This is a genomic window from Falsigemmobacter intermedius (assembly GCF_004054105.1).
GTDB classification, from domain to species: Bacteria; Pseudomonadota; Alphaproteobacteria; order Rhodobacterales; family Rhodobacteraceae; genus Wagnerdoeblera; species Wagnerdoeblera intermedia.
Genome location: NZ_SBLC01000007.1, coordinates 79,329 through 103,423 on the forward strand (window position 1 = coordinate 79,329; position 24,095 = coordinate 103,423).

The 24,095-nt window shown below is 63.1% G+C and carries 19 protein-coding genes; 10 read left to right on the forward strand and 9 right to left on the reverse strand.

Features of this window, described 5'->3' with window-relative positions; genetic code table 11:
- The first annotated feature begins 73 nt into the window (after window positions 1–73).
- From galU to EP867_RS06685, 5 genes are read left to right on the forward strand one after another with little or no spacing between them, the layout of a single operon-like run.
- Window positions 74–952: a UTP--glucose-1-phosphate uridylyltransferase GalU gene (gene galU, locus EP867_RS06665; RefSeq protein WP_128487430.1), complete on the forward strand. Its 879-nt coding sequence runs from the start codon at window positions 74–76 to the stop codon at window positions 950–952.
- A 3-nt stretch (window positions 953–955) separates the two neighbouring features.
- Window positions 956–2,023, forward strand: coding sequence for a glycosyltransferase family 2 protein (locus EP867_RS06670; protein ID WP_128487431.1), 1,068 nt, complete (start codon window positions 956–958; stop codon window positions 2,021–2,023).
- Window positions 2,024–2,061: 38 nt separating this feature from the next.
- Window positions 2,062–3,072, forward strand: coding sequence for a glycosyltransferase family 2 protein (locus EP867_RS06675; protein ID WP_128487432.1), 1,011 nt, complete (start codon window positions 2,062–2,064; stop codon window positions 3,070–3,072).
- Window positions 3,073–3,076: 4 nt separating this feature from the next.
- Complete coding sequence (locus EP867_RS06680; protein WP_128487433.1) at window positions 3,077–4,783, forward strand: DUF5927 domain-containing protein; 1,707 nt, start codon at window positions 3,077–3,079, stop codon at window positions 4,781–4,783.
- On the forward strand, window positions 4,780–6,165 hold the full coding sequence (locus tag EP867_RS06685) for a nodulation protein NodH (protein ID WP_128487434.1): 1,386 nt from the start codon (window positions 4,780–4,782) through the stop codon (window positions 6,163–6,165). Before EP867_RS06680 ends, EP867_RS06685 begins: the two co-directional genes overlap by 4 nt.
- On the opposite strand, the gene EP867_RS06690 is transcribed toward EP867_RS06685, so the two are convergent.
- The gene (locus EP867_RS06690; RefSeq protein ID WP_241656842.1) at window positions 6,158–6,940 is read right to left on the reverse strand and encodes an NAD kinase; all 783 of its coding nucleotides are present in this window, start codon (window positions 6,938–6,940) and stop codon (window positions 6,158–6,160) included. The two genes, EP867_RS06685 and EP867_RS06690, sit on opposite strands and share 8 nt — an antisense overlap.
- Before the next feature lie 181 nt (window positions 6,941–7,121).
- On the opposite strand from EP867_RS06690, the gene glyA reads away from it, so the two are divergent.
- Window positions 7,122–8,417, forward strand: coding sequence for a serine hydroxymethyltransferase (glyA, locus tag EP867_RS06695; RefSeq protein WP_128487435.1), 1,296 nt, complete (start codon window positions 7,122–7,124; stop codon window positions 8,415–8,417).
- A gap of 153 nt (window positions 8,418–8,570) precedes the next feature.
- Here glyA and EP867_RS06700 read toward each other — a convergent pair whose 3' ends face one another.
- Complete coding sequence (locus tag EP867_RS06700; protein ID WP_128487436.1) at window positions 8,571–8,936, reverse strand: hypothetical protein; 366 nt, start codon at window positions 8,934–8,936, stop codon at window positions 8,571–8,573.
- 180 nt (window positions 8,937–9,116) lie between these two features.
- Here EP867_RS06700 and pepN point away from each other — a divergent pair, with 180 nt between their 5' ends.
- Window positions 9,117–11,666 (forward strand): aminopeptidase N, encoded by a 2,550-nt coding sequence (gene pepN / locus EP867_RS06705; protein ID WP_128487437.1) that lies wholly within the window; start codon window positions 9,117–9,119, stop codon window positions 11,664–11,666.
- Between the two features lie 133 nt (window positions 11,667–11,799).
- On the opposite strand, the gene hisD is transcribed toward pepN, so the two are convergent.
- The 5 genes from hisD to acs all read right to left on the reverse strand — a co-directional run bounded on the left by hisD (window position 11,800) and on the right by acs (window position 18,110).
- On the reverse strand, window positions 11,800–13,104 hold the full coding sequence (hisD, locus tag EP867_RS06710) for a histidinol dehydrogenase (RefSeq protein ID WP_128487438.1): 1,305 nt from the start codon (window positions 13,102–13,104) through the stop codon (window positions 11,800–11,802).
- Window positions 13,105–13,175: 71 nt separating this feature from the next.
- On the reverse strand, window positions 13,176–14,057 hold the full coding sequence (locus EP867_RS06715) for a DMT family transporter (RefSeq protein ID WP_128487609.1): 882 nt from the start codon (window positions 14,055–14,057) through the stop codon (window positions 13,176–13,178).
- A gap of 95 nt (window positions 14,058–14,152) precedes the next feature.
- Window positions 14,153–14,443, reverse strand: a complete 291-nt coding sequence (locus tag EP867_RS06720; RefSeq protein ID WP_124963103.1) for an HU family DNA-binding protein — start codon at window positions 14,441–14,443, stop codon at window positions 14,153–14,155.
- Between the two features lie 165 nt (window positions 14,444–14,608).
- Entirely contained in the window at window positions 14,609–16,039 is a 1,431-nt protein-coding gene (locus EP867_RS06725; protein ID WP_128487439.1) for an AMP nucleosidase, read from the reverse strand.
- A gap of 109 nt (window positions 16,040–16,148) precedes the next feature.
- Window positions 16,149–18,110: an acetate--CoA ligase gene (gene acs / locus EP867_RS06730; protein ID WP_128487440.1), complete on the reverse strand. Its 1,962-nt coding sequence runs from the start codon at window positions 18,108–18,110 to the stop codon at window positions 16,149–16,151.
- Between the two features lie 339 nt (window positions 18,111–18,449).
- Here acs and EP867_RS06735 point away from each other — a divergent pair, with 339 nt between their 5' ends.
- The gene (locus EP867_RS06735; protein WP_128487441.1) at window positions 18,450–18,647 is read left to right on the forward strand and encodes a hypothetical protein; all 198 of its coding nucleotides are present in this window, start codon (window positions 18,450–18,452) and stop codon (window positions 18,645–18,647) included.
- A 248-nt stretch (window positions 18,648–18,895) separates the two neighbouring features.
- Here EP867_RS06735 and EP867_RS06740 read toward each other — a convergent pair whose 3' ends face one another.
- Window positions 18,896–19,924: an IS110 family RNA-guided transposase gene (locus EP867_RS06740; protein ID WP_128487442.1), complete on the reverse strand. Its 1,029-nt coding sequence runs from the start codon at window positions 19,922–19,924 to the stop codon at window positions 18,896–18,898.
- A gap of 114 nt (window positions 19,925–20,038) precedes the next feature.
- On the opposite strand from EP867_RS06740, the gene EP867_RS06745 reads away from it, so the two are divergent.
- Together EP867_RS06745 and EP867_RS06750 are read left to right on the forward strand one after the other, a co-directional pair.
- Complete coding sequence (locus tag EP867_RS06745; RefSeq protein ID WP_128487443.1) at window positions 20,039–21,082, forward strand: IS110 family RNA-guided transposase; 1,044 nt, start codon at window positions 20,039–20,041, stop codon at window positions 21,080–21,082.
- A 332-nt stretch (window positions 21,083–21,414) separates the two neighbouring features.
- Window positions 21,415–21,690 (forward strand): hypothetical protein, encoded by a 276-nt coding sequence (locus tag EP867_RS06750; RefSeq protein ID WP_241656843.1) that lies wholly within the window; start codon window positions 21,415–21,417, stop codon window positions 21,688–21,690.
- Here EP867_RS06750 and EP867_RS06755 read toward each other — a convergent pair.
- Window positions 21,687–23,975 (reverse strand): glycosyl hydrolase family 28-related protein, encoded by a 2,289-nt coding sequence (locus EP867_RS06755; protein ID WP_241656844.1) that lies wholly within the window; start codon window positions 23,973–23,975, stop codon window positions 21,687–21,689. The two genes, EP867_RS06750 and EP867_RS06755, sit on opposite strands and share 4 nt — an antisense overlap.
- Window positions 23,976–24,095 lie beyond the last annotated feature (120 nt).

Here is a 24,095-nt window from a genome sequence, read left to right on the forward strand (position 1 = left end):
CCGACGGACATGAATTCAGAACCGACCCGGGGCTTCACGCCTTTCCGCAGACTCATTTTTAAGGATTCCCCAGATGCAAAAGAAGGTAACGAAGGCCGTCTTTCCGGTTGCAGGCCTCGGCACACGCTTTCTTCCCGCTACCAAATCGATCCCGAAAGAGATCATGACGCTGGTCGACCGCCCGCTGATCCAATACGCCATCGACGAGGCGCGGGCCGCAGGCATCCGGGAGTTCATCTTTGTGACCTCGCGCGGAAAATCCGCGCTTGAGGATTACTTCGATCACAACCCCGAACTGGAAACCGCGCTGAAGTCCAAGGGTAAGACCGAACTCCTGGCAGAGCTGCAGCACACCAATATGGATTCGGGCGCCATCGCCTATGTCCGTCAGAACAGCCCGCGCGGCCTTGGTCATGCCGTCTGGTGCGCGCGCCGCATGATCGGCGATGAGCCTTTCGCCGTGCTGCTGCCCGATGACGTGATCGCCGCAGAAAAGCCCTGCCTTGCGCAGATGGTGGAAGCCTATGCCGAAACCGGCGGCAATATGGTTGCGGCCATGGAAGTGCCGGAAGACAAAGCCTCGTCCTATGGTGTTCTCGATATCGGTGAGACCATGGGCCGTGTGGTCCGTGCCAAAGGCATGGTCGAAAAGCCCGCCAAAGGCACCGCGCCCTCGAACCTCGCTGTGATCGGCCGCTACATTCTGACGCCGGAAGTGCTCAAGCATCTCGACAAAGCAGAGGTCGGCACCGGTGGAGAGATCCAGCTGACCGATGCCATCGCCAAAGAAACCGCCAAAAACCAGGTCTTCGGCCTGCGCTTTGAGGGCGAGCGTTACGACTGCGGCTCAAAATCGGGCTTCCTCCAGGCGACCGTGGCCTTCGGCCTGAAGCGCCCGGATCTGCGCGACGAACTGCACGAGTTCCTCACCTCGCTTGATCTGTCGAAATAAGCCATGACAGGCCGCCGGATCCTGCCCCCTGCGGGTCGGTCCGGGGGCCTGCCCTCAGTCAGCCCTGCCGTTGCCCTGCGCCTGCGCGGGCGGCGGCAGTATCTGATCCTGCGCGGCCAGCGTCGCCGCCTGCGCGATCTGACCGCCCTGGCCGATCGCACCGGCGCCATTGCGCGCGGCGCGATCCTGCTCTTTGCCACTCTGCGCAATGAAGAAAACCGCCTGCCCTGGTTTCTCGAGCATTACCGCCGCCTCGGCGTCGCGCATTTCCTGATCGTCGCCAACAACTGCACCGATGGCTCCGAGGCCCTGCTGAAAGACCAGCCCGATGTCTCGCTCTGGCGGACCACGGCCTCTTATAAGGCCTCGCGCTTTGGCATGGACTGGATGAACGGCCTGCTGGCGCGCTATGGCCATGGCCATTGGTGCCTGACCGTCGATGCCGATGAGCTGCTGATCTATCCGCATTGGGAAAGCCGCCCCCTGCCCGCGCTGACCGACTGGCTCGACGATCATGCGATCCCCGCGCTTGGCACGATGATGCTCGATCTTTACCCCAGGGGGCCCCTGGGGGCTGAGCCTTCCGCACCCGGACAGGACCCGCTGGAGACAATCCCCTGGTTTGACAGCGGCAATTACACCCGGCGGCGTCAGAAAAATCTGGGCAATCTCTGGATCCAGGGCGGTCCGAGAGCGCGGGCGTTTTTCAGCACTGACCCGCGCCGTGCGCCGACGCTTGGCAAGGTGCCGCTGGTGCGCTGGCACTGGCGCTATGCCTATGTCAGCTCCACCCATACCCTGCTGCCCCGCCGGCTGAACGACCGCGCCGAGACGGAGGGCGGGGAAGACCTCTGCGGCCTGCTGCTGCATACGAAGTTTCTCAGCACCATTGTCGAAAAATCACGCGAAGAAGCGACAAGAGGAGAGCATTTTGAGAACTCTTCCCTCTATAACGAGTATTACGCCGCGCTCAGCGCGGCACCGCAGCTTTGGACAGAGCAGTCAAAGCGGTATCAGGGCTGGCGCGGGCTTGAAGCCCTTGGCCTGATGTCGCGTGGCGGCTGGCTCTGAGACAGGCCGGGAGAGGGTAACAGGGGGGCGGACAGCGTTTGGGGCTTTGGCAGTCATATCGTCTGCGCTGGAAGCGGCGGCGCTGGCTCTGGCGGGCAAGGCAGCGCGGGCGCGAACTGCGCAGCCTGCGCGACAGAACTGCCTCCATCCGTCCCGGGCAGATCCTGCTGTTTTGCTGCCTGCGCAATGAACTGGTGCGGCTGCCGTGGTTTCTGGACTATTACCGCAACCTGGGCGTCAGCCAGTTTCTGATCGTCGACAACGGCTCAGAGGACGGCTCAGCCGACTACCTCTGCGCCCAGGAGGATGTCTCGCTCTGGCACACCACCGCCTCTTATCGCGGGGCACATTATGGCGTGGACTGGATCAACGATCTGCTGCGCCGCTATGGCACCGGGCATTGGTGCCTGACCGTCGATCCCGACGAATTTCTGGTCTATCCCTTCAGCGACAGCCGCCCGCTGAAGGCGCTGACCGACTGGCTTGAGGCTTCGGGCACCCGCGCTTTTCCGGCGATGTTGCTGGATATGTATCCCAAAGGGCCGATCACCGCGCAGCCCTACCGCGCCGGAACGGACCCGCTGGCGATTGCCTGCTGGTTTGACAGCGGCAATTACACCTTCCGCCGCAACCCCGATCTGGGCAATCTCTGGATCCAGGGCGGCCCGCGCAGCCGGGCGTTCTTTGCCGACAATCCCGCCAAAGCCCCGGCGCTGAACAAGATGCCCCTGGTCCGCTGGCGGCGCGGTTATGCCTATATCAGCTCCACCCATATGATGCTGCCACGCGGGCTGAATCTCACCTATGACCGCTCAGGCGGAGAGATCATCTCAGGCTGCCTGCTGCATCCGAAGTTTCTCGACACCCTCACCACCAAGGCCGAAGAAGAGACACAGAGAGGCCAGCATTTCGCCGCAGGGGCCGAGTATCGCGCTTATCTGGAGGGGCTGCGCGCGCAGCCAGATCTCTGGACCCGCTGGTCAGAGCATTACATCAACTGGCGCCAGCTTGAGATCCTCGGGCTGATGTCGAAAGGCAACTGGACGTGAGCGCATGACGGTCGGCTATATCATGCTCTGCCACACCGCCCTGCACCGCGCCGCGCAGGTGGCCACGCATTGGGCGGAGAGCGGCTCTCCGGTGGTCATCCACCTCGACGCCAGAGTGCGCGGGACCCAGGCAGAGCGGCTGAGGAGCGATCTGGCCGCGCAGAAGAAGATCCTGTTTTCACCGCGTCACGCCTGCGAATGGGGGATGTGGGGGATGGTGGCCGCCACCCTTGATGCCGCCCGCCTGCTGCTGGAGCGCTTTCCCGAGGTGCGCCACATCTGCCTCGTCTCGGGGGCCTGCCTGCCGCTCCGGCCGCCGCAGGAATTTGCCGCCTGGCTTGCGGGTCAGCCCGATACCGATTTCATCGAATCCGTCACCACCGCAGATGTCAGCTGGACCATGGGCGGCCTTGATGCCGAGCGTTTTACCCTGCGCTTTCCCTTCTCCTGGCGCCGCCACCGCAGGCTTTTTGACGGCTATGTGCGGCTGCAGCGCCGACTGCGCATGCGCCGTCATATCCCCGAAGGCATGGTCCCCCACCTGGGCAGCCAATGGTGGTGCCTCACCCGCGAGACGCTTTCCGCCATCCTCAATGATCCGCGACGGGCGGAATTTGACCGCTATTTCTCGCGGGTCTGGATCCCGGATGAGAGCTATTTTCAAAGCCTTGTGCGTCTTCACGCCCGACGGGTGGAGAGCCGCTCTCTGACGCTGTCGAAATTCGATCATCAGGGCAAGCCGCATGTCTTTTACGACGATCACCTGCAGCTTCTGCGCCGCTCCGACTGTTTCATCGCGCGCAAAATCTGGCCCCAGGCCAACCGCCTCTACCGCGAATTTCTGAAGCCCGAGGCCGAGACCGCCCCGCGCGCAGAGCCGAACCCCGGCAAAATTGACCGGCTGTTCTCCCGCGCCGCTGAACGCCGCCTGCGGGGACGGCCGGGGCTTTACATGCAAAGCCGCTTTCCCGCGCCGGGCCGCGAAGGGGCGCTGACCGCTCAGCCCTATACGGTTTTTGTGGGCTATGACGATGTGTTTGAAGGCTTTGAAAGCTGGCTTTCCAAATCCTTAGGCGCCCGTGTCCACGGCCATCTTTTCGCCGCTGAGCGGGTGGAATTTGCCGGAGGAGCCACGATCTGGAACGGCTGTCTGACCGACAGCGCCAGCCTGCGCGATTATGATCCGCAGATGTTTCTGACCTCGCTGATCTGGAATTCACGCGGCGAGCGGCAGACGTTTCAGTTCGGCCCCCGCGACAGCCAGGACATTCTGCCCTTCCTGGCCCGCGACCCGCATGCGCGGATCTCAATGATCTCCGGTGCCTGGGCGGTGCGGCTTTTCCGTGAGGGCGGCAGCTTTGAGGACCAGCGCCGCGAAGCCGCGCGGTTGCAGAAAATTGAGACCGCGATGATCGACCGGCTGCGCGCCGCGCAGATGCCCGGCCGCATTGATATCCGCCCCCTAGCAGAGTTTCTGGAAGACCCCTTTGAGCCGCTGGAAGCCCTGCTGGGCGAGCTGCGCCCCGGCCCTCTGCGCGCCATGACAGAGCCGCCCCGTCTGGGGGATATGGCGGGCTTCGGCCGCTTCGTGCAGAACCTGCGCAATCAGGGCATGAAGCCCGTTCTGCTCGGCGACATTCCCCTTGATGAACCTGTCGTGCCCGGGCGTCGTGCCGCCCGCAACCGCCTGACCGGAGAAAACGGATCATGAGCCGCCCCTTTGACCGCTTCATCCTGCTGGCCGATATGCGCACCGGCTCTAACTTTCTGGAAGCCAATCTCAACGCCCTGCCCGGCGTGACCTGCCATGGTGAGGCGTTCAACCCGGTCTTTATCGCGCGCAAAGATCACGAAAGCTACCTCGGCATCACCCTGGAGGCGCGCACCCGCGATCCCCACGCCCTGCTGCGCGCCATGGAGGCTGCGACCGAAGGCCTTGCAGGCTTTCGCTTTTTTCACGACCACGACCCGCGCATCCTGGACACCGCCCTTGCAGATCCGCGCTGCGCCAAGATCGTTCTGACCCGCAATCCGCTCGAAAGCTATGTCTCGCTGCAGATCGCGCGCGCCACGGGACAGTGGAAACTCGGCGATGCGCGGCGGCGGCGCGAGGCCAGGGCCCGCTTTGACGGCGCGGAATTTGAGGATCATGTCACCCGCCTCCAAGCCTTTCAGCTGCAGATCCATCGCGCTTTGCAGACCTCGGGCCAGACCGCCTTCTGGATTGATTACGAAGACATCGGCGAGTTGTCGGTCATTCAGGGTCTTGCGGCCTTCCTCGGCGTTCCAGCCCCTGAGGCGCTGGACGACAGCGTTAAAAAGCAAAACCCCGAAAGCCTGGACTCGCTGATTGAGAACCCCGAAGACCTGAGTGAGGGGCTGGCGCGGCTTGACCGCTTCAACCTCTCCCGCACGCCGAATTTTGAGCCGCGTCGCGGCCCGCAGGTGCCTTCTTTCATGGCCGCGCGTGATCTGCCGCTTCTTTTCATGCCGATCCGCTCCGGCCCGGTTGACGAGGTGCGGCACTGGCTCTCAGAGATCGGCGGCGGGCTGATCGAGGGCTTTGACCGCCGCTCTCTGCGGGCTTGGATCAAAGAGCAGCAGGCCCCGCGCAGCTTTACCGTGCTGCGCCACCCGCTGCTCCGGGCGGTGACGGCATTTGAAAAACGCATCCTGCGCGGCCCCAGGTCCGAGACCCGCCAGATCCTGCGCAAAAACTGGAAACTGCTGCTGCCCGATGATCCGGCAGAGGCTACGGCAGAGGAGCTTTCCGCCGCTTTCGCCACCTTCCTGCGGTTTCTGAAGGGCAATCTGGCCGGTCAGACGCCGTTGAAGATCGACCCGGCCTGGGCCAGCCAGGCAGCGGTGATTGAGGGGTTTTCCGGCTTTCTGCCTCCCGGTCACCTCTGGCGTGAAGAGGATCTGGGAGAGGCACTGCCGCTGATGGCGAAACTCTGCGGTAAAGCCGCTCCGCCGCCGCCTCTGGCCCTGCCCCAATTGCCCTGCTGGCTGCAACAGGCACATGAAGCCGCCGTGCGTGACGCCTATGCCCGAGACTATGCGGCCTTCGGCTTCGGCGATCTCATCAGGTAAACTGCTCTGAGATCAGCCGCTCTTCGAGGCCGTGACCGGGATCGAAAAGGATGCGGTGCTGCACATCGGGCTCTGAGCGGATTTCCACCGCCAGCACATCGCGCACCGAGCGGCCATCGGCATCGGCCATCACCGGGCGCTTTTCGCCTTCCAGCACTTCAAAGCGCACGGTGGCGGTTTTGGGCAAAAGCGCGCCGCGCCAGCGGCGCGGCCGGAAGGCCGCCACCGCCGTCAGCGCCAGAACGTCTGATCCGATGGGCAGAATGGGCCCATGGGCGGAATAGTTATAGGCCGTCGATCCGGCGGGCGTGCAAAGGATCGCCCCGTCGCAGACCAGTTCCGGCATCCGCTCCCGTCCGTCCACAAGGATGCGCAGCTTGGCAGCCTGAGGTCCGGCACGCAGCAGCGAGACCTCATTGATCGCAAGCTTTTCAACCTCACCGCCGTTCAGGGTAAAAGCTTTCATCCGCAAAGGGTTGATCAGCTCTTCCTCGGCGGCATCAAGCCGCGCCATCAGGTCCGGTTCGCCATAGGCATTCATCAGAAAGCCGATGGTGCCGCAGTTCATGCCGTAAACCGGCAGGCCCAGCTTTTGCGTGCCATGAAGCGTGTCGAGCATGAAACCGTCACCGCCAAGCGCCACGATGACTGAGGCCGCTTCGGGCGCGCATTGCCCGTATCTGGCCGTCAGCGCCGCCAGTGCCTCCTGAGCCTGGGGCGCGCGTGATGCCAGAAAGGCGATGGAGCGGGGCGATTCCCCGGAACGCGACGACACGAAACAGACCCTCCGGCAGCGCAGCCGCCCCATGTTGCGCAATGCCCCCCCGGACGCAAGCAATCTTGCCGTGAACCGGCCAATTTTGACAGATTCGCGCAGAGGGTCGGTTTCCCGGCTTTTCCCCGCGCCCTTTGCAGGATAAGGGGTCGCCATCCGCTCAAAGCCCAGAGGAAAGCAGATGACCGCGTCGCACCTTGAAAACGGATTTTTCACCCAGGACCTCGCTGATCGCGACCCGGAGCTGTTCGGCGCCGTCACGAAAGAGCTCGGCCGTCAGCGCGAAGAGATCGAACTGATCGCGTCGGAAAACATCGTCTCGCTGGCCGTTCTGCAGGCCCAGGGGTCGGTTCTGACCAACAAATACGCCGAAGGCTATCCGGGCAAGCGCTACTACGGCGGCTGCCAGTTCGTTGATATCGCTGAGACCCTGGCGATCGAGCGTGCGAAAGAGCTCTTCGGTGCGAAATTCGCCAACGTGCAGCCGAACTCGGGCAGCCAGATGAACCAGGCTGTCTTCCTGGCGCTGCTTCAGCCGGGTGACACCTTCATGGGCCTCGATCTGAACTCGGGCGGTCACCTGACCCATGGCTCGCCGGTGAATATGTCGGGCAAATGGTTCAACGTCGTCTCCTACGGCGTGCGTCAGCAGGACCAGCTGCTGGATATGGAAGAGATCCGTCAAAAGGCGCTGGAATCGCGCCCGAAACTGATCCTCGCCGGCGGCACTGCCTACTCGCGTGAGTGGGACTGGGCAGCCTTCCGTGCGATCGCCGATGAAGTCGGTGCCTATCTGCACGTTGATATGGCGCATATCGCGGGTCTGGTGGCGGGCGGCGTTCACGCTTCGCCGGTGCCGCATGCCCATGTGGTTACCACCACGACCCATAAATCGCTGCGCGGCCCGCGCGGCGGGATGATCCTGACCAACGACGAAGACATCGCCAAGAAGATCAACTCGGCCGTCTTCCCGGGTCTTCAGGGCGGCCCGCTGATGCATGTCATCGCCGCCAAAGCCGTGGCTTTCGGTGAAGCACTGCAGCCGGAGTTCAAGCAATATGCTGCTCAGGTAAAAGCAAACGCCGCTGCCATGGCGGATGAGCTGATGAAGGGTGGCATTGATATCGTCTCGGGCGGCACCGACAACCACCTCTGCCTTGCTGACCTGCGCCCGAAAAAGGTGACCGGTAAAGCGGCAGAAGCGGCTCTGGGCCGGGCGCATATCACCTGCAACAAAAACGGCGTGCCGTTTGACCCGGAAAAGCCGTTTGTCACCTCGGGCATCCGTCTGGGCGCTCCGGCAGGCACCACCCGTGGCTTTGGCGAGGCTGAGTTCCGCCAGATCGCCCGCTGGATCGTGGAAGTGGTCGATGGTCTGGCCGCCAATGGCGAGGCTGGCAACGCGGAGGTTGAAGAGCGCGTGAAGGCGGAAGTCAAAGCGCTCTGCGCCCGCTTCCCGATGTATCCGACCCTCTGATTTTCGGATCCTGAAATTGAAAAGGCGGCCTTCCGGGGCCGCCTTTTTTCTTGGAAGGGGGGGAGAGGCGCGGGGGCTGCCGCCCCCGCCCCCCGCTCCAGGGGGAGGTTCCCTCCCCCTGGAAACCCCCGAGGGTGGCTGCCGCGCGCCGGCTCAGAACGGGCCGCGCAACGTCCAGATCGCAAGAAAAACGCCGCCGAGAACCAGCAACATCAGCGCCACGGTTCCTGCGAAATTCAGTGCCGCAGAGATCAGGCGTTCTTTTGAGCCCAGCGGGCGAAGATGGCTCATGCAGATCTCATAGGCGGCTTCTGCCCGGGTCTGATTAACCATCATAATCCCTTTGGGATGTCGGGCGAGCCCCTCGAAGGAGGCCAGCTCCCGGGCCGCACGGCGCACCTTGCGCGGCAGTCTGCGGCCCGCTTTGCGCACCAGAACCGCGAGTGACGGCCCGCGCACCCTCAGGCGGCTTTCGAGAAGATCGGCCACCCGTGCCGCCATCTGCAATACATCCGCCATAAGCACCCCCGATCGCATCCACACCGCTGCAAAGGGTAGCGGGGGGCGGGCGGACACTCAAGCCACTCGACCCCGCCGGATGCGCCCGTTACTCTGCCGGACTGTCAGCGCGGCATGCCCTGCCCGCCGCCTCTGAGTCCTCCCCAAGCCCCTGGCGAATGCCGCCGAAGAAGGTGCCCCATGTCTGAGCCGCAGACCGTCTATCTCGCCGATTACCGTCCTTATCCCTTTGACTTAGGCGAAGTTGCCCTGACCTTCCGGCTTGCGCCCTCGGCCACGCGGGTGATCTCGCGCTTCACGCTGACCCCGAAGGGACCGGCGGAAGATCTGGTGCTCTTCGGCGATCATCTGCAGCTGATCCGCGCGACGCTGAACGGCAACCCCGTCACCGCGCGGCCAGAGGGCGGCGTTTTGCGCATTCCCGCTGCCGATCTGCCCGAAGGCCCCCTCACCTGGGAGGCAGAGGTTGAGATTGATCCCGCCGCCAATACCGCCCTTGAGGGGCTTTATATGTCGAACGGCATGTATTGCACCCAATGCGAGGCGGAGGGGTTTCGCCGCATCACCTATTACCCCGACCGGCCCGATGTCATGACCACCTTCCGGGTGCGGATTGAAAGCGATCTGCCGGTGCTTTTGTCCAACGGCAATCAGGTGGCGTCCGGCCCCGGGTTTGCGGAATGGCATGACCCCTGGCCCAAGCCCGCCTATCTCTTTGCGCTGGTGGCGGGCGATCTGCGCGCGCGCCCGGGGCAGTTTACCACACTCTCGGGCCGCGATGTGGCGCTGAACATCTGGGTGCGCCCGGGTGATGAGGACCGCTGCGACTGGGCGCTGACCTCGCTGAAAGCCTCAACGAAATGGGATGAGGAGGTTTACGGGCGCGAATATGACCTCGATATTTTCAACATCGTCGCCGTGGACGATTTCAACATGGGCGCGATGGAGAATAAGGGGCTGAATATCTTCAACTCCCGCGCGGTTCTGGCACGGCCCGACACCGCGACGGATGCCGATTTTCAGCGCATTGAGGCAATCATTGCGCATGAATATTTCCACAACTGGACCGGCAACCGCATCACCTGCCGCGACTGGTTCCAGCTTTGCCTGAAAGAGGGGCTGACGGTCTTTCGCGACCAGCAGTTCACCGCCGATCTGCGCGGCGCGGCCGTCAAACGCATTGAGGATGCGCTGACCCTGCGCGACCGGCAGTTCCGCGAGGACAGCGGCCCCCTCGCGCATCCGGTGCGCCCCTCAAGCTTTGTGGAGATCAACAATTTCTACACCGCCACGGTCTACGAAAAGGGTGCAGAGCTGATCGGCATGCTGAAGCGCCTTGTGGGTGATGAGGGCTACCGCAAAGCGCTGGATCTTTATTTCACCCGCCACGACGGTCAGGCCTGCACCATTGAGGACTGGCTGAAGGTCTTCGAAGAGGCCACCGGCCGCGATCTGAGCCAGTTCGCCCGCTGGTATTCCCAGGCCGGAACCCCGCGTGTTGAGGTGACGGAAGACTGGGACGACAGCGGCACCTTCACCCTGACCCTGCGCCAGAGCCAGCCGGAAACCCCGGACGGCGTGACGAAACTTCCGCTCCATATCCCGGTGGTGGTGGGGCTTCTCAACCCCAATGGCGATGAAGTGCTGCCCTCGGTCACGCTGGAACTGACGCAAGCCGAACAAAGCTTCCGCTTTGACAATCTCACCTCCCGCCCCGTGGCTTCGGTGCTGCGCGACTTCTCGGCCCCCGTGATCCTCAGCCACGCCCAAAGCGACGCCACCCGCGCCTTTCTGCTGGCCCATGACACCGACCCCTTCAATCGATGGGAGGCGGGCCGCACCCTGGCCCGCGCGGTCCTTGCCCGGCTGATCACCGAAGGCACGCCCCCCGGCGCCGACTGGCTGGAGGCCATGGCAGCGCTTCTGCGCGACGACAGCCTCGACCCGGCCTTCCGGGCGCTTTGCCTGCGCCTGCCGGGAGAAGATGATATGGCCGCAACCCTCGCGGACAGCGGTCACGTGCCCGACCCGGACCGCATCCACCGCGCGAGGCGGCAGCTTCAGACCAGCCTCGCGCAGCATCTGGCCCCGCAGATCCCGGCCCTGATGACAGCCATGACACCGCAGGGCCCTTACAGCCCCGACCCGGTCTCCGCCGGCCAGCGCAGCCTGAAGAACACGCTGCTCGCGCTGCAAAGCCGGCTCGACGGTGGCCGCGCGGCACAGGCGGCTTTCGCGGCAGCCGATAATATGACCGACCTGACCGCCGCACTCGCCTACCTCATCGAGGCGGGGACCGCCGGGGGGGCGTTGAAAACCTTTGAGGCGCGCTACCGCGATGACCGGCTGGTGCTCGACAAGTGGTTCATGGCTCAGGTGGTTTACGCCAGCCCCGAAACAGCAGCTCAGGTGGCGGATGCCCTGACCGCGCATCCGAAGTTTGATCTCAAAAACCCCAACCGCTTCCGGGCGGTCTTTGGGGTGCTGAGCGCAAATCACGCGGGCTTTCACCGGGCAGATGGCACGGGCTATCGCCTGCTTGCCGACTGGCTTTTGCGCCTTGATGCGCTGAACCCACAGACCGCCGCCCGGATGTCGACAGCCTTTGAAACCTGGCGCCGCTATGACGCCGACCGCCAAGCCCTGATCCGTCAGGAACTCACTCGTCTGCAACAGGCCCCGAACCTCAGCCGCGATCTCGGAGAGATGGTCACCCGCATGCTCGGCTGATCCGTAAAAACAAAACCGGCAGCCCCTCAGACCTGCCGGTTGTCATCCTGTCCCGGAGGCGACCTCGGGGGTTTTCAGGGGGAGGGAACCTCCCCCTGAAGCGGGGGGCGGGGGCGGCAGCCCCCGCGCGCCCTCACATCTCGTTCAGACGGTCCAGACGCGCGCGCACCGACAGCCCATGCGCCTGCAGCGATTCCGCCTGCGCCAGCCGCTCAGCTGAGGGACCAATCGCCGCCAGCGCCGCCGGAGTCATCTTCGCCATGGTGGTGCGCTTGACGAAATCCAGAACCGACAGCCCCGACGAAAACCGCGCCGAGCGCGCCGTCGGCAGCACATGGTTCGGCCCGCCGATGTAATCGCCGATGGCCTCCGGCGTCCAGGCACCAAGGAAAATCGCCCCTGCATGGGTGATCTCTCCCGCCAGCGCCTCCGGATCGGCCACACAAAGCTCCAGATGCTCCGGCGCCACACGGTTCGACAGCGCCGCCGCCTCTGCAAGATCCTTCGTCACGATCACCGCGCCATAATCGCGCCAGCTGGCCCCCGCGATCTCTGCCCGCTCCAGCGTCGGGATCAGCCGCTCCACCGCTGCCGTAACCTCTGCGGCAAAGCCCGCATCATCGGTCACCAGGATCGACTGCGCCACCTCATCATGCTCCGCCTGGCTCAGCAGATCAAGGGCAAGCCATTCGGGATCATTGTCACGGTCCGCAATCACCAGAATCTCCGACGGCCCCGCGATCATATCGATGCCCACCTTGCCAAAGACCCGCCGCTTCGCCGCCGCCACAAAGGCATTGCCCGGTCCGGTGATCTTATCCACCGGACGAATGGTATCGGTGCCGTAAGCCAGGGCCGCCACCGCCTGCGCGCCGCCGATGCGGTAGATCTCATCCACACCCGCGATTTCACAGGCAAGGATGACCAGCGGATTAACCACGCCGCCCGGGGTCGGACAGACCACCACCAGCCGCTCAACCCCCGCCACCTTCGCCGGGATCGCATTCATCAGAACGGACGACGGATAGGCCGCCTTACCGCCCGGCACGTAAAGCCCCGCGGCCGAAACCGGCGTCCAGCGCCAGCCGAGCGTCGCGCCCGCCGCATCCGTCCAGGAGGCATCTTCGGGCATCTGCCGCGCATGATAGGCCCGGATCCGCTCGGCTGCCAGTTCCAGCGCCGCGCGATCCTCAGGGGTGACCAGCGCCACCGCCGCCTCAATCTCCGCCCGCGAAAAGGCCAGCGTCTCCGGCGTCAGCTCCAGACGGTCAAATTTCGACGTCAGCTCAATCACCGCCGCGTCGCCGCGCTCGCGCACATCAGCGATGATCGCGGCCACCGCCGCATCCACATCCGGCGCATCCTCGCGCTTCATCGAGAGCAGATGCTCAAAGCGCGCGGCGAAATCCGGGTCGGTCGTGGTCAGATGTTGCGGCATGCGAAGGCCCCCTTTGTGGCATGGCGCGGTGGTAACGCCCCCCGCCGCCCCGCGCAAGCCGCCGCCGCCGCTCAGGGGGCCTTCGCGCTTTGCGCCCGCGACAGCTGCACCGCCAGAATGCCCGCAGCGATCACCACGACCCCCACCACATCCCAGATCCCCAGCGTCTCACCCAGCAAAACCCAGGCGATCAGCACCCCGAAGAAGGGGTTCAGGAAGTGGAAGGTCGCGGCCTTCACCGCCCCGATGCGCTGCACCAGCAAAAACCAGATCCAGGTCGCCAGCAGCCCCGGCGCATAAACGGTGTAGAGAAACGCCCAGAGCAGCCGCCAGGACCAGTCCACCACCCAGGTCTCGGTGACACCCGCCACCAGACCCACGGCTGCCGCCCCGACCAGCATCTGCAAAGAGACAATTACGAAAAGACTGTTCCCGGCCCCTGCCGCCCCGCGCATCGAAAGCGTCGCCCCCGTCAGCGCCAGAGCCCCGAAACAGACCAGCATCAGCCCGAAGGGATCAACACCACCCTGAATGCGCGCCCCCATGATCAGCGCCACGCCAAAGATCCCGGCAATCAGACCGCCCGCCGCCAGCCCGCTCAGCCGCTCGCCGTAAAAGGCCCAGCCCGCCAGCGCCACCAGCAGCGGCATGGCCGAGGCCACAATCGCCGCGACCGAGGCCCCGGTGATCTTCATCGCCACAAAATTCAGCCCCAGATAAAGCGCGTTCTGCAAAAGTCCGAAGACCAGCACCGTGCGCCACTGCCCCCGCGTCAGCCGGAAGCTCTGCCCAAGGCAGCGCGCAATCAGCACCCCGGTCAGCCCCGCCAGCAGAAACCGCAGCGCCAGAGCCGTCAGCGGCGGCGCCGCCTGCACGATCATCGTCGCCGAGGTGAAGGCCGAGGACCACATCACCGCAAAGGCGATCCCCATGGCCAGCGCTTTCAGATCCATCTCCCCCCCCAGCCGCAACCGGTCAGCCATGAAAAAAGGGCCGCCCGCAGGCGACCCTAAAGCTTCACTCAGCCACCGCAAGGGGGCTTGAAGGCTCAGCCGTTGACGCTGTCTTTCAGCGCTTTTGCAACGGTGATCTTCACCTGTTTGTCAGCCGCTTTGGTGACCATCTCGCCGGTCGCCGGGTTACGGACCTGACGCTCGGGACGCTCTTTGCAGGCAACTTTGCCGATGCCCGGCAGGGTCACAGTGCCGCCGGCAGCGACTTCGCGTGCCACGACTTCTGCCACTGCATCGAGAGCAGCAGCAGCAACTTTGCGGTCCGAACCCATTGCTTCTGCCAGAGCAGCCACCAGCTGGGTCTTGGTCATCGGTTTCGCGGTCATACTCGAGTCCTTTCTGCCCCGGCCTGGCCGGGTTAAACCTCATTGTCCCATGGGCGCGGGACATCCGAACGCCTGAACAACTTTTGTCGCCTCAATTCAAGTCCGAAAGCCACGAAAATTTGCTCCCGCGCGGAAATCCGCAGTTTTTGCCGCAGGAAAACCCCTTCAGAGGAAGGCGGTTTCCTCAAAACTGCGCAGTTTGCGGCTGTGAATGCGCTCCGGCGGCATGGCGCGCAGAAGTTCCATCGCCCGCAATCCGATGTCGAGATGCCGCCCCACCTGGGCGCGATAAAAGTCACTCGCCATGCCCGGCAGCTTCAATTCACCATGCAAAGGCTTGTCCGAGACACAAAGCAGCGTGCCGTAAGGCACCCGAAAGCGATAGCCATTGGCCGCAATCGTGGCGCTTTCCATATCCAGCGCAATCGCCCGCGCCTGAGAGAGCCGCGCCACCGGCCCCGACTGGTCGCGCAGCTCCCAATTGCGATTGTCGATCGTGGCCACGGTCCCGGTGCGCAAAATGCGTTTCAGCTCATAACCCTCAAGCTGGGTCACCTCTGCCAGGGCCTGCTGCAAAGCGATCTGGATCTCCGCCAGAGCCGGGATCGGCACCCAGACCGGCAGATCTTCATCGAGCACATGATCCTCGCGCAGATAGGCATGGGCGAGAACAAAATCCCCCAGCCGCTGCGAATTCCTCAACCCCGCGCAATGCCCCACCATCAGCCAGGCATGGGGCCGCAGCACCGCAATATGATCCGTCGCCGTCTTGGCATTCGACGGACCCACCCCGATGTTCACCAGCGTAATCCCGTTGCCATCCGCCCGCTTCAGATGCCAGGCCGGCATCTGCGGCAGCCGCGCCAGCCCCGGCATCTCGCCGTCCGGCGTGGTGATCACCTGATTGCCCGGGCCCACAAAGGCGGTATAGCCCGACCCGCTCTGCCCCAGCAGCTCCCGCGCCCGGGCCTCGAATTCATCGACATAGAACTGATAATTCGTAAACAGCACATAATTCTGAAAATGCTCAGGCAGCGTGGCGGTGTAATGGCTCAGCCGCGCCAGCGAATAATCAATCCGCTGCGCCGTAAACGCCGCCAGCGGCCGCGAGCCATCCGCATTGAACAGCCGGTCGCCATTGACGATGTCATCATTGGTGGTCGAAAGATCCGGCACATCAAAGACATCGCGCAGCACAAAGCTCAACACCCCCTCCTGGGGCACGACCTGCGGCCCGCCGCTCTCCAGCGCAAAATGCAAAGGGATCGGCGTCTGCGACAGCGCAATCTCCACACTGACCCCGTGATGCTTCATCAACAGCTCAATCTGCTCGGTCAGATAGCGCCGGTAAAGATCGGGCCGCGTGACGGTGGTCGCATAAACCCCCGGGGCCGAGACATGGCCGAAAGACAAACGACTGTCGACCGGCTCAAACCCCGTCACCTCCAGCCGGATTTCAGGATAAAAGGCCCGCACCCGCCCCTCGGGCAGCGCGCCCCCCAGCGCCCGCGCGAAACCTTCGCGCAACACCGTCACTGAGGCCGCATAAAGCCGCTCCAGCTCCGCCACCGCTGCCGCCGCATCGTCAAACCGCATCACCCGCTCCCTGACTGCCGCCGGGCACTTTGGCTTTTTCCAAATACTCCCGGGCGGGGTCCGGGGAGGGCAGGCAGCCCTCCCCGGCGCTTTCCACGCAACCCAAAGCTCAGCCGCGATTCATCCGGTTGGCCACCAGATCATCCACCACCGCCGGATCCGCCAGCGTCGAGGTATCCCCCAGGCTGCCATGGTCATTCTCCGCAATCTTGCGCAGAATCCGCCGCATGATCTTGCCCGAGCGCGTTTTCGGCAGACCCGGCGCCCATTGAATCAGATCTGGCCTGGCAATCGGGCCGATCTCCTGACGCACAAAAGCCTCAAGCTCACGGCGCAGCTCTTCCGTCGGCTCCACCCCGTTCATCAGCGTCACATAGGCATAGATGCCCTGGCCCTTGATTTCATGGGGATAGCCCACCACTGCAGCCTCAGCGACCTTCTCATGGGCCACAAGCGCAGACTCAACTTCCGCCGTCCCCATCCGGTGGCCCGAGACGTTGATCACATCATCGACCCGGCCGGTGATCCAGTAATAGCCATCCGCATCCCGCCGGCAGCCGTCGCCGGTGAAGTAATAGCCCTTATACTGGCTGAAATAGGCCTCCTCAAAGCGCGCATGATCGCCCCAGAGCGTGCGCATCTGCCCGGGCCAGCTGTCTTTGATGCAAAGAACGCCCTCTGCCTCCGTGGCGCTCTGCACCTCTGCGGTCGAGGGATCAAGGATCTCCGGCTGCACCCCGAAGAAGGGCTTTGTGGCCGATCCGGGCTTTGCGGCAATCGCCCCCGGCAGCGGCGTGATCAGATGGCCGCCGGTCTCCGTCTGCCAGAAGGTATCCACAATGGGCCGCGTGCCCTTGCCGACATGGGTGTGATACCAGTTCCAGGCCTCAGGGTTGATCGGCTCGCCCACCGTACCCAGAAGCTTCAGCGAAGAGAGATCATATTTCTCAACCCACTCCGGACCCAGCCCCATGAGCGAGCGGATCGCCGTCGGCGCGGTATAGAACTGATTGACCTTATGCTTTTCACAGACCGCCCAGAAGCGCCCGGCATCGGGCCAGGTCGGCACGCCTTCAAACATCAGCGTGGTCGCGCCATTGGCGAGCGGCCCGTAAACGATATAGCTGTGCCCGGTCACCCAGCCCACATCGGCGGTGCACCAGAAGATATCCCCGTCATGATAGTCAAAGGTCATCTGATGGGTCATTGAGGCATAGACCAGATAGCCGCCCGAGGTATGCACCACCCCCTTCGGCTTGCCCGTCGAGCCCGAGGTGTAAAGGATGAAAAGCGGATCTTCCGCCCCCACCTCGACATAGGCGCAATAGGGCTTTGCCGCCGCCATCTCGGCCTTCACGTCGATGTCGCGGCCCTGAACCCAGGAGATCTGATCGCCGGTGTGCTTCACCACCATGCATTTCACATCATCGCGGCAATCCAGCAGCGCCTTATCGGCATTGCTCTTCAGCGGGGTCTTCTTACCGCCGCGCGGCGCGTAATCGGCGGTGATCAGCATCTTCGCGCCGCAGTCATTGATACGGCTCGCAAGACTGTCGGGCGAGAACCCCGCAAAGACCACCGAATGCACCGCCCCGATGCGCGCACAGGCCAGCATCGCATAGGCCGCCTCCGGGATCATCGGCAGATAGATCACCACCCGGTCGCCTTTGCTCACGCCATTGGCCTTCAGCACATTGGCCATGCGCGAGACCTGCTCGAGCAGCTCGGTATAGCTGATATGCTTTGCCTCTGCCTGCGGGTCATCCGGCTCCCAGATGATCGCCGTCTGGCTGCCGCGGGTGGCGACATGGCGGTCGATGCAATTGGCGGCCACATTCAGCGTGCCATCGCCAAACCAGCGGATCGAGACGGCTCCGGGGGCGAAGCTGGTGTCCTTCACTTCGGTATAATCACGGATCCAGTCGAGCCTTTGCCCTTCGCGGCGCCAATAGGCCACCGGGTCCTGCACCGACTTCGCATAGTCGCGGGCATAGCTCTCTGCCGTCACATGTGCATTGGCGGCAAAACCTGCGTCAGGCGCGTAAACGGCGCCCTGCTGCTGTTCAGTCATCGGGTCCTCCTTATCCCGGTCTTCCGGGCCGGACAGGCGCACTTTTTGAAAAAGCCCCCGTCAACACCTGTCCTGCCGCTGGCTGAGCCTAAACCAGAAATGATCCGGGTTGTAAGCCCGCAGCTGCGCCGCTCTGCGGGTTCTTCCGCTGCGTAAAATTACGATGAATTTCAGTCCACTACACCCGATCCGACCGGGGATTTTCCCGTTCCGGCATAAGAAGACCTTCTCTGCCGCCGCGCTGATCGGGCGATGATTCGCCCTCAACCCGCTTGTCAGCCCCGGAACCGGCGGCGAAACTGCCGCCCCCTGTCTCTCCTCTTTGAAGTGGTCCCGAGCATGACCCCCGATCCGATCCGCCCCTCTGACCCGCAGGCCCGTGCGCTGGCGTTGCAGCTGATGGCCGGGGCCCGTTTTGCGGCCCTCGCGGTTACCGAGGCCGGGACCGGCCTGCCGTTTTGCAGCCGGATCGCGCTGGCGCAGGACCGCGACGGGGTGATGCTGGGCTTCGTCTCCGGCCTTGCGCAACATGTATAACCACCCCTTGCGCAAGAGGGTATTTTGGATCTTTTTGGCGCGTTGTCGGGTGCTGACATGTATCCGGCCTTTGATGCGGCCATCTCATGCCGCGGGCCACTATGGTGTTCGCAGATCAGGTCCAAATCAAAGCCGCGTGCTCGAGTGGCACGTGTTGCACAACTGGTTCTCCTGATCCTGTCTCACGACCGTTTCGCCAAAGGTCTCCTTGCCCTCTTTCGCTCCGACGTTCTCGCGACCCTGACGGACTATGCCGCCATGGCCGGAGCCTTGTAGACGCCACCGTGGGCCATCAGGGCCCATACGATCCGCGCCATTTTGTTTGCCAGTGCGACCCGCACCAGCATAGTTGGCTTACGGCCGAGCATGTCGCTCAGCCATGTTCCGTGCTTTGCGCCAGCATGCACATTCCGTTTGATGATCACGCTGTTGGCGCCGATGATCAGCAATCGTCGCAGTGACCTTTCACCCATCTTCGTTGTGGCGCCCAAGCGTTGTTTGCCGCCCGTTGAGTGTTGTCGTGGCACGAGGCCTAACCATGCCGCAAAATCGCGGCCTTTGCGGAACGTCTCGGCTGCTGGCGCCAGTGTCACAAAGGCTGTGGCGATCAGCGGCCCGATGCCAGGGATCGTCATCAGTCGCCTGGCCAGTTCATCTTCTTTGGCACGGTGCGCGATCTCTGCATCAAGCTTGGTGATCTCTGCCTCCAGATGGCGCAGTGAGATGATCAAGGCCTGCAAGGGTGCCATTGCTTCAGAAGGTAGACCGCAAGTCGGATCCTCAACGATACTGATCAGCTTCGAGACGTTGGATGTGCCTTGGGGCACGACCTGCCCAAACTCCGTAAGATGGCCACGGAACGCATTGATCAGCTGGGTGCGCTGACGGATCAGCACTTCACGGACTCGAAAGACCATGGTTGACCCTTGTGTCCGTTCGCTCTTCACCGGCACGAAGCGCATCGTCGGCCTTTGAGCAGCTTCACAGATTGCCTCTGCATCGGCGGCATCGTTTTTTTGCCGCTTCACGAAGGGCTTTACATAAGCCGGCGGGATCAGCCGAACCTCATGGCCTAACTTGCCTATCTCACGTCCCCAAAAATGAGCGCCGCCACAGGCTTCCATAGCGACAACACAAGGTGCCAGCGCCGATAAGAACGTCAGAACCTGATCGCGCCGCAGCTTCTTACGCAGAACAGCCTTTCCAGACTGATCTGCTCCGTGAAGCTGGAACACATTCTTTGCCAGATCCAGACCGATTGTTGTAATCTCCGACATGACCGCCTCCCAAATGGATTATGACGATCCCACCATGTTGGAGTGGACGGCCCCTGAACGGCATCGAAACGTGCCAAAGTGAGTCGTTGAGGAACTCAAACGAAGGGGTCGTCCGTGGATCAGATTATCCGTATTGGCATGGATACTTCAAAGCACGTCTTTCAGCTGCATGGCGTGAATGCCGCCGAACAACCGGTTCTTCGCAAGAAGATGCGCCGCAAGGAGATGGTGGATTTCTTTGCAAAATGCCCGCCAACCGTCGTTGCGATTGAGGCCTGTGGTGCTTCGCATCACTGGGCGCGGTTGCTGAGGGAACTCGGTCATGAGGTCAAGCTAATCGCGCCGCAGCTCGTAAAGCCCTACGTCAAGCGTGGCAAGAATGATGCGGCCGATGCTGAAGCGCTGTGCGAAGCGATGAGCCGTCCGACGATGCGGTTCGTTGCGGTGAAGAGCGCCGAGCAACAAGCGGCACTAATGCTGGTGGGCATGCGCGAGCGTGCTGTCGCCGCCAGGACGCAGCTTGCCAATACGATCCGTGGCTATGCGGCCGAGTTCGGACTAACCGCGGCCAAAGGTGTGTCTCATATCCCGCTCCTTTTGGAACGCATCATGGTTGATGAAAGCGTTCCTGCCTTGGCGCGCGATCTGTTTGTGTCATTGGCGGATGAATTTGCGCAGCTGAAGGAACGCTTGAAAGAGATAGAGGCGAATCTGTTGGCTTGGTATCGCAGCAACGAATGTTGTCGCCGCCTCGCAACGATCCCCGGTGTCGGGCCAATCGGTGCGATCTTGCTGGTGATGAAAGCGCCGGCACCGGAGCAGTTTGTATCGGGAAGGCAGTTTGCCGCTTGGATGGGCCTGACGCCCAGAGATCACTCGACAGCCGGCAAGGTCAGGCACGGTGTCATTACGCGAGCCGGCGACGAGACCTTGCGCAAGACATTGGTCGTGGGCGCGACTTCGCTGCTTCGACAGGTGAGAGCAGGCAAAGGCAGGAATGCCTCGCCCTGGCTCATCGAGCTGCTCAAGCGCAAACCGCCGAAGCTCGTGGCCGTGGCGCTGGCCAACAAGATCGCCAGGATCGCCTGGAAAATGATGATGGCAGGCGGGACGTATAAAAACAATGCTGCGCCACCGGCTATGGCCTGCGCGGCATAACGAGATTGGCCAGTCACGGTGAGCAGGAAAAAGGCGCTACCGTGCTGAGCTGATGCGTGAACTTGCAAGAAATCTGAAGATGGTGTGATCGATCGATCCAAGACGTAGGACACTCCGTATGTGCCAATGGCCCGATGTGGCCGTCACCGTGTTTGGAACCAACGTCGCGGAATCCATCTTGGCCAGCGTTCATGTGCGAGCGCACCAACAGGCCGGACATATGAACGCAAGCGATCCGATCAAAATCATCAAGGAGTTCTTGTAGGGAGGGGGCCCTCCACATATGGCACATCGATGCCGTCGGGGGGCGGTTACATCATCACACCCGTGCCTTGCGCGACACCCCCGCCTGCTGCCTGCTGATCGGAGAGCCGGGTGCGCAGGGCGATCCACTGACCCATCCGCGCCTCTCGCTGCAGGCCCGCGCGGTTTTTCCCGATGACGGGCATGAGGCGCGGCTCGGGCTCTGGCTCAAAGCCCATCCGAAAGCCCGGATCTATGCCGGGCTTCCCGATTTCCGCTTTCTGCGCTTTGAACCGGTCGCGGGCTTTCTGAACGGCGGATTTGGCCGCGCCTTTCGCTTCACCCCGGAAGAGCTTCGCCCTTAAGTCGGGCTGTCTGCGCGCAGCGTGACCCAGGTGGCGCCCTTACAGCTCACCGGCCAGCGCAGATTGACCGAGGCCTGATCCCCGCCCTGCAGGTTCTGCGTCGCGGGCATCTCATAGCGCGTGACCGCCCCTTGGGTGATCGCACCATCGGCGACCACCGCCGAGACCACCCGCGCCCGCCCGCCAAAGGGCAAAAGCCCCAGTGAGTTTACGGTCCAGACCGGGGCTTCGGCATTTTGCACATGGCGCAGCGTCAGCGGGTTCTGAAAGGCGGTGGTCACGCCGTTGAAGTTATTGCCATGCACGGTGAGATTGCGAAACCGGCTGTAATCCAGATCCGACCAGGTGGTATCGACCTTTTCCACCCGCGCAATCGCGCCGTTCAGCGTGCGAAAGGTGTTTCCGGTGATTGAGATCCCGTGCAGATAGTGCCCCGCCCCGCGCGGCGTCACCACCAGCCAGCAAAAGGCACTGACGACGTTATTGGCGGTAAAGATATTGCCGGTCACCGTCAGCCCGCCAAAGCTGAACTGCGAGGCGAAATCGGGATCGGGCTCCCGCTCATTGGTCATTTCGATAAAGGAGTTATCAATGTAATTCCCGGTAATCAGGGTTTTGACATTGATCCCCGTCAGCACCAGGCCCGCCGAGCGGACGCCGGGGGCCTCACTGTCGCCCTGGAACCAGTGGTTGCCGACGAAAAGATGCCCCGTGCCATGCAATACGCCGAAATGGCGAAAGCGCACCGCGCGGTTGTCGCGGATCTTCACGTCATTGGCGTTGATGTTAAAGGCAACGGTGCTGCGGTCCTGAACCTTCAGCGCCTGCTCATCTGAGAGGAACTGGCATTCATCCACCATCATCCCCTGACAGCCCGTCCCGATTGAGGTGATGGCGCGGTTGCGCGGACGGTTGAACACGCAGCCCTGAAAGCGCGTGGTGATCCCCGAAGGCGGCAGCATCACCGCGCTGGCGTGACCGCCGCAGAGAAACTCCAGATCCGCCATCTCAAAGCGGTCCAGCCGCCCGAAGCCCGAGAAATCCAGCATATAGCGAAAGCGCGTGAAGCCATAGGTGCGGGTGCCGCCCTGCGAGCCGGGTGGCAGACTTAACTCAAGCGTGCCGGCAGCGACGTTTTTCGACCGCACATAGGTTTCGCGCGCGACGCCCGTACCGGTCACCAGCGAGCCGATCTCGATATTGGCGATATTGGTCACACCTGAGAGCGTATAGGGCGCAGAGGTCGAATAGCTCGCCTGAGAGGTGACGCTGCCCGGCGTCCAGGCCTCTCCCGCCACAGCGGAGAGCTGGCCGTTGTCGAGCACCCGGCGCTGCGCATAGCTTGCCCCCTGAAGCCCCGCGTTTTCCGCCACGAAAAGCGGCGCCGTCAGGCTGACGCTGCGGCCCTTCAGGTCAAAAGAGACATGATCGCTGAAATGGAAAATGGCCTGAAGCCCGCGCCGCAGCCCTTCTTCTTCGCTGCCAAAGGCGGCCGTATAGGCGTCGATATCAAAGTTGCGCGTCAGGGCCAGGCGATGCTCTGACGCCATGGCAACCCGCCCCTCAAAGCGCACCGGAGAGGCGAGCGAAAGGTTGCCGCCCAGCGCATAGACCCCTTCCGGGATCAACAGCACACGGCCCTCCGCCAGCGCCGCCGCATCCGCCGCCTGAAAGGCCGCCAGATCATTGGTGCTGCCGTCCCCCTTCGCGCCGTAATCCATCACATCCGTCAGCGGCAGCATCTGACGGTGAAAGACGGAGGTCACATCCTCCACCACCAGATTTTCCACCCGCAGCGTCGCGCCATTGGCGCCGGTAAATTCGATCCCGAGATGCGCCCCCGTGGGCGCCGTGCCCCAGGCCAGATCCACCCCCGGCCTTGCCCCTGAGCCAAGGATCGCGCTGACCGTCACCACCGCGCCGTAGCTGCTGAGGAGCCGGGCGGGCCCCGCCTGCACCAGCCCGCTGAGCGCGCCTGCCGCCCCCAGCGGCAGGCAGGAGACGCGCACTGAGGGCATCGATCCCGAGAGCACCTTCACCCGCGCCGTCACGCGCAGATACATCCCCGTGCGAAAGGGCGTGACCCCCATATAGCGCAGCCGCTGGGTGCCGGTGGTCTTCACCAATTCAATACAATGACCGAAATCGGCATCCCCGCTGACCAGCGCCGCATTGGAGGCCCCCGCATAGCTCGCCGATCCCGCCGTGCCATCCCCCGACGACCAGACCGATAGCCCCGCCGCAAAAGCCGCCGGCATCAGTGAAAGCCCGTGCGTTACTGCCATATTCATCTTCAGTCCCCCGCCAGATATCTCTGTGATCCGCCCTGCCGCCTGACTGCCCCCGGGGCTGCGGCACCTTGGCCCATGAGGCCCGGGAAAGTTTAATTCCACTTCACAGTTGCG

What these genes read in the sequence shown, in the direction of transcription:
- EP867_RS06670 (WP_128487431.1), top strand. Translation starts at nt 956, where the DNA reads ATGACAGGCCGCCGGATCCTGCCCCCTGCGGGTCGGTCCGGGGGCCTG.
- EP867_RS06680 (WP_128487433.1), top strand. Translation starts at nt 3,077, where the DNA reads ATGACGGTCGGCTATATCATGCTCTGCCACACCGCCCTGCACCGCGCC.
- EP867_RS06715 (WP_128487609.1), bottom strand. Translation starts at nt 14,057, where the DNA reads ATGGATCTGAAAGCGCTGGCCATGGGGATCGCCTTTGCGGTGATGTGG.
- EP867_RS06735 (WP_128487441.1), top strand. Translation starts at nt 18,450, where the DNA reads ATGACCCCCGATCCGATCCGCCCCTCTGACCCGCAGGCCCGTGCGCTG.
- EP867_RS06740 (WP_128487442.1), bottom strand. Translation starts at nt 19,924, where the DNA reads ATGTCGGAGATTACAACAATCGGTCTGGATCTGGCAAAGAATGTGTTC.
- EP867_RS06720 (WP_124963103.1), bottom strand. Translation starts at nt 14,443, where the DNA reads ATGACCGCGAAACCGATGACCAAGACCCAGCTGGTGGCTGCTCTGGCA.
- EP867_RS06700 (WP_128487436.1), bottom strand. Translation starts at nt 8,936, where the DNA reads ATGGCGGATGTATTGCAGATGGCGGCACGGGTGGCCGATCTTCTCGAA.
- pepN (WP_128487437.1), top strand. Translation starts at nt 9,117, where the DNA reads ATGTCTGAGCCGCAGACCGTCTATCTCGCCGATTACCGTCCTTATCCC.
- glyA (WP_128487435.1), top strand. Translation starts at nt 7,122, where the DNA reads ATGACCGCGTCGCACCTTGAAAACGGATTTTTCACCCAGGACCTCGCT.
- galU (WP_128487430.1), top strand. Translation starts at nt 74, where the DNA reads ATGCAAAAGAAGGTAACGAAGGCCGTCTTTCCGGTTGCAGGCCTCGGC.
- EP867_RS06725 (WP_128487439.1), bottom strand. Translation starts at nt 16,039, where the DNA reads ATGCGGTTTGACGATGCGGCGGCAGCGGTGGCGGAGCTGGAGCGGCTT.
- hisD (WP_128487438.1), bottom strand. Translation starts at nt 13,104, where the DNA reads ATGCCGCAACATCTGACCACGACCGACCCGGATTTCGCCGCGCGCTTT.
- EP867_RS06755 (WP_241656844.1), bottom strand. Translation starts at nt 23,975, where the DNA reads ATGGCAGTAACGCACGGGCTTTCACTGATGCCGGCGGCTTTTGCGGCG.
- EP867_RS06685 (WP_128487434.1), top strand. Translation starts at nt 4,780, where the DNA reads ATGAGCCGCCCCTTTGACCGCTTCATCCTGCTGGCCGATATGCGCACC.
- acs (WP_128487440.1), bottom strand. Translation starts at nt 18,110, where the DNA reads ATGACTGAACAGCAGCAGGGCGCCGTTTACGCGCCTGACGCAGGTTTT.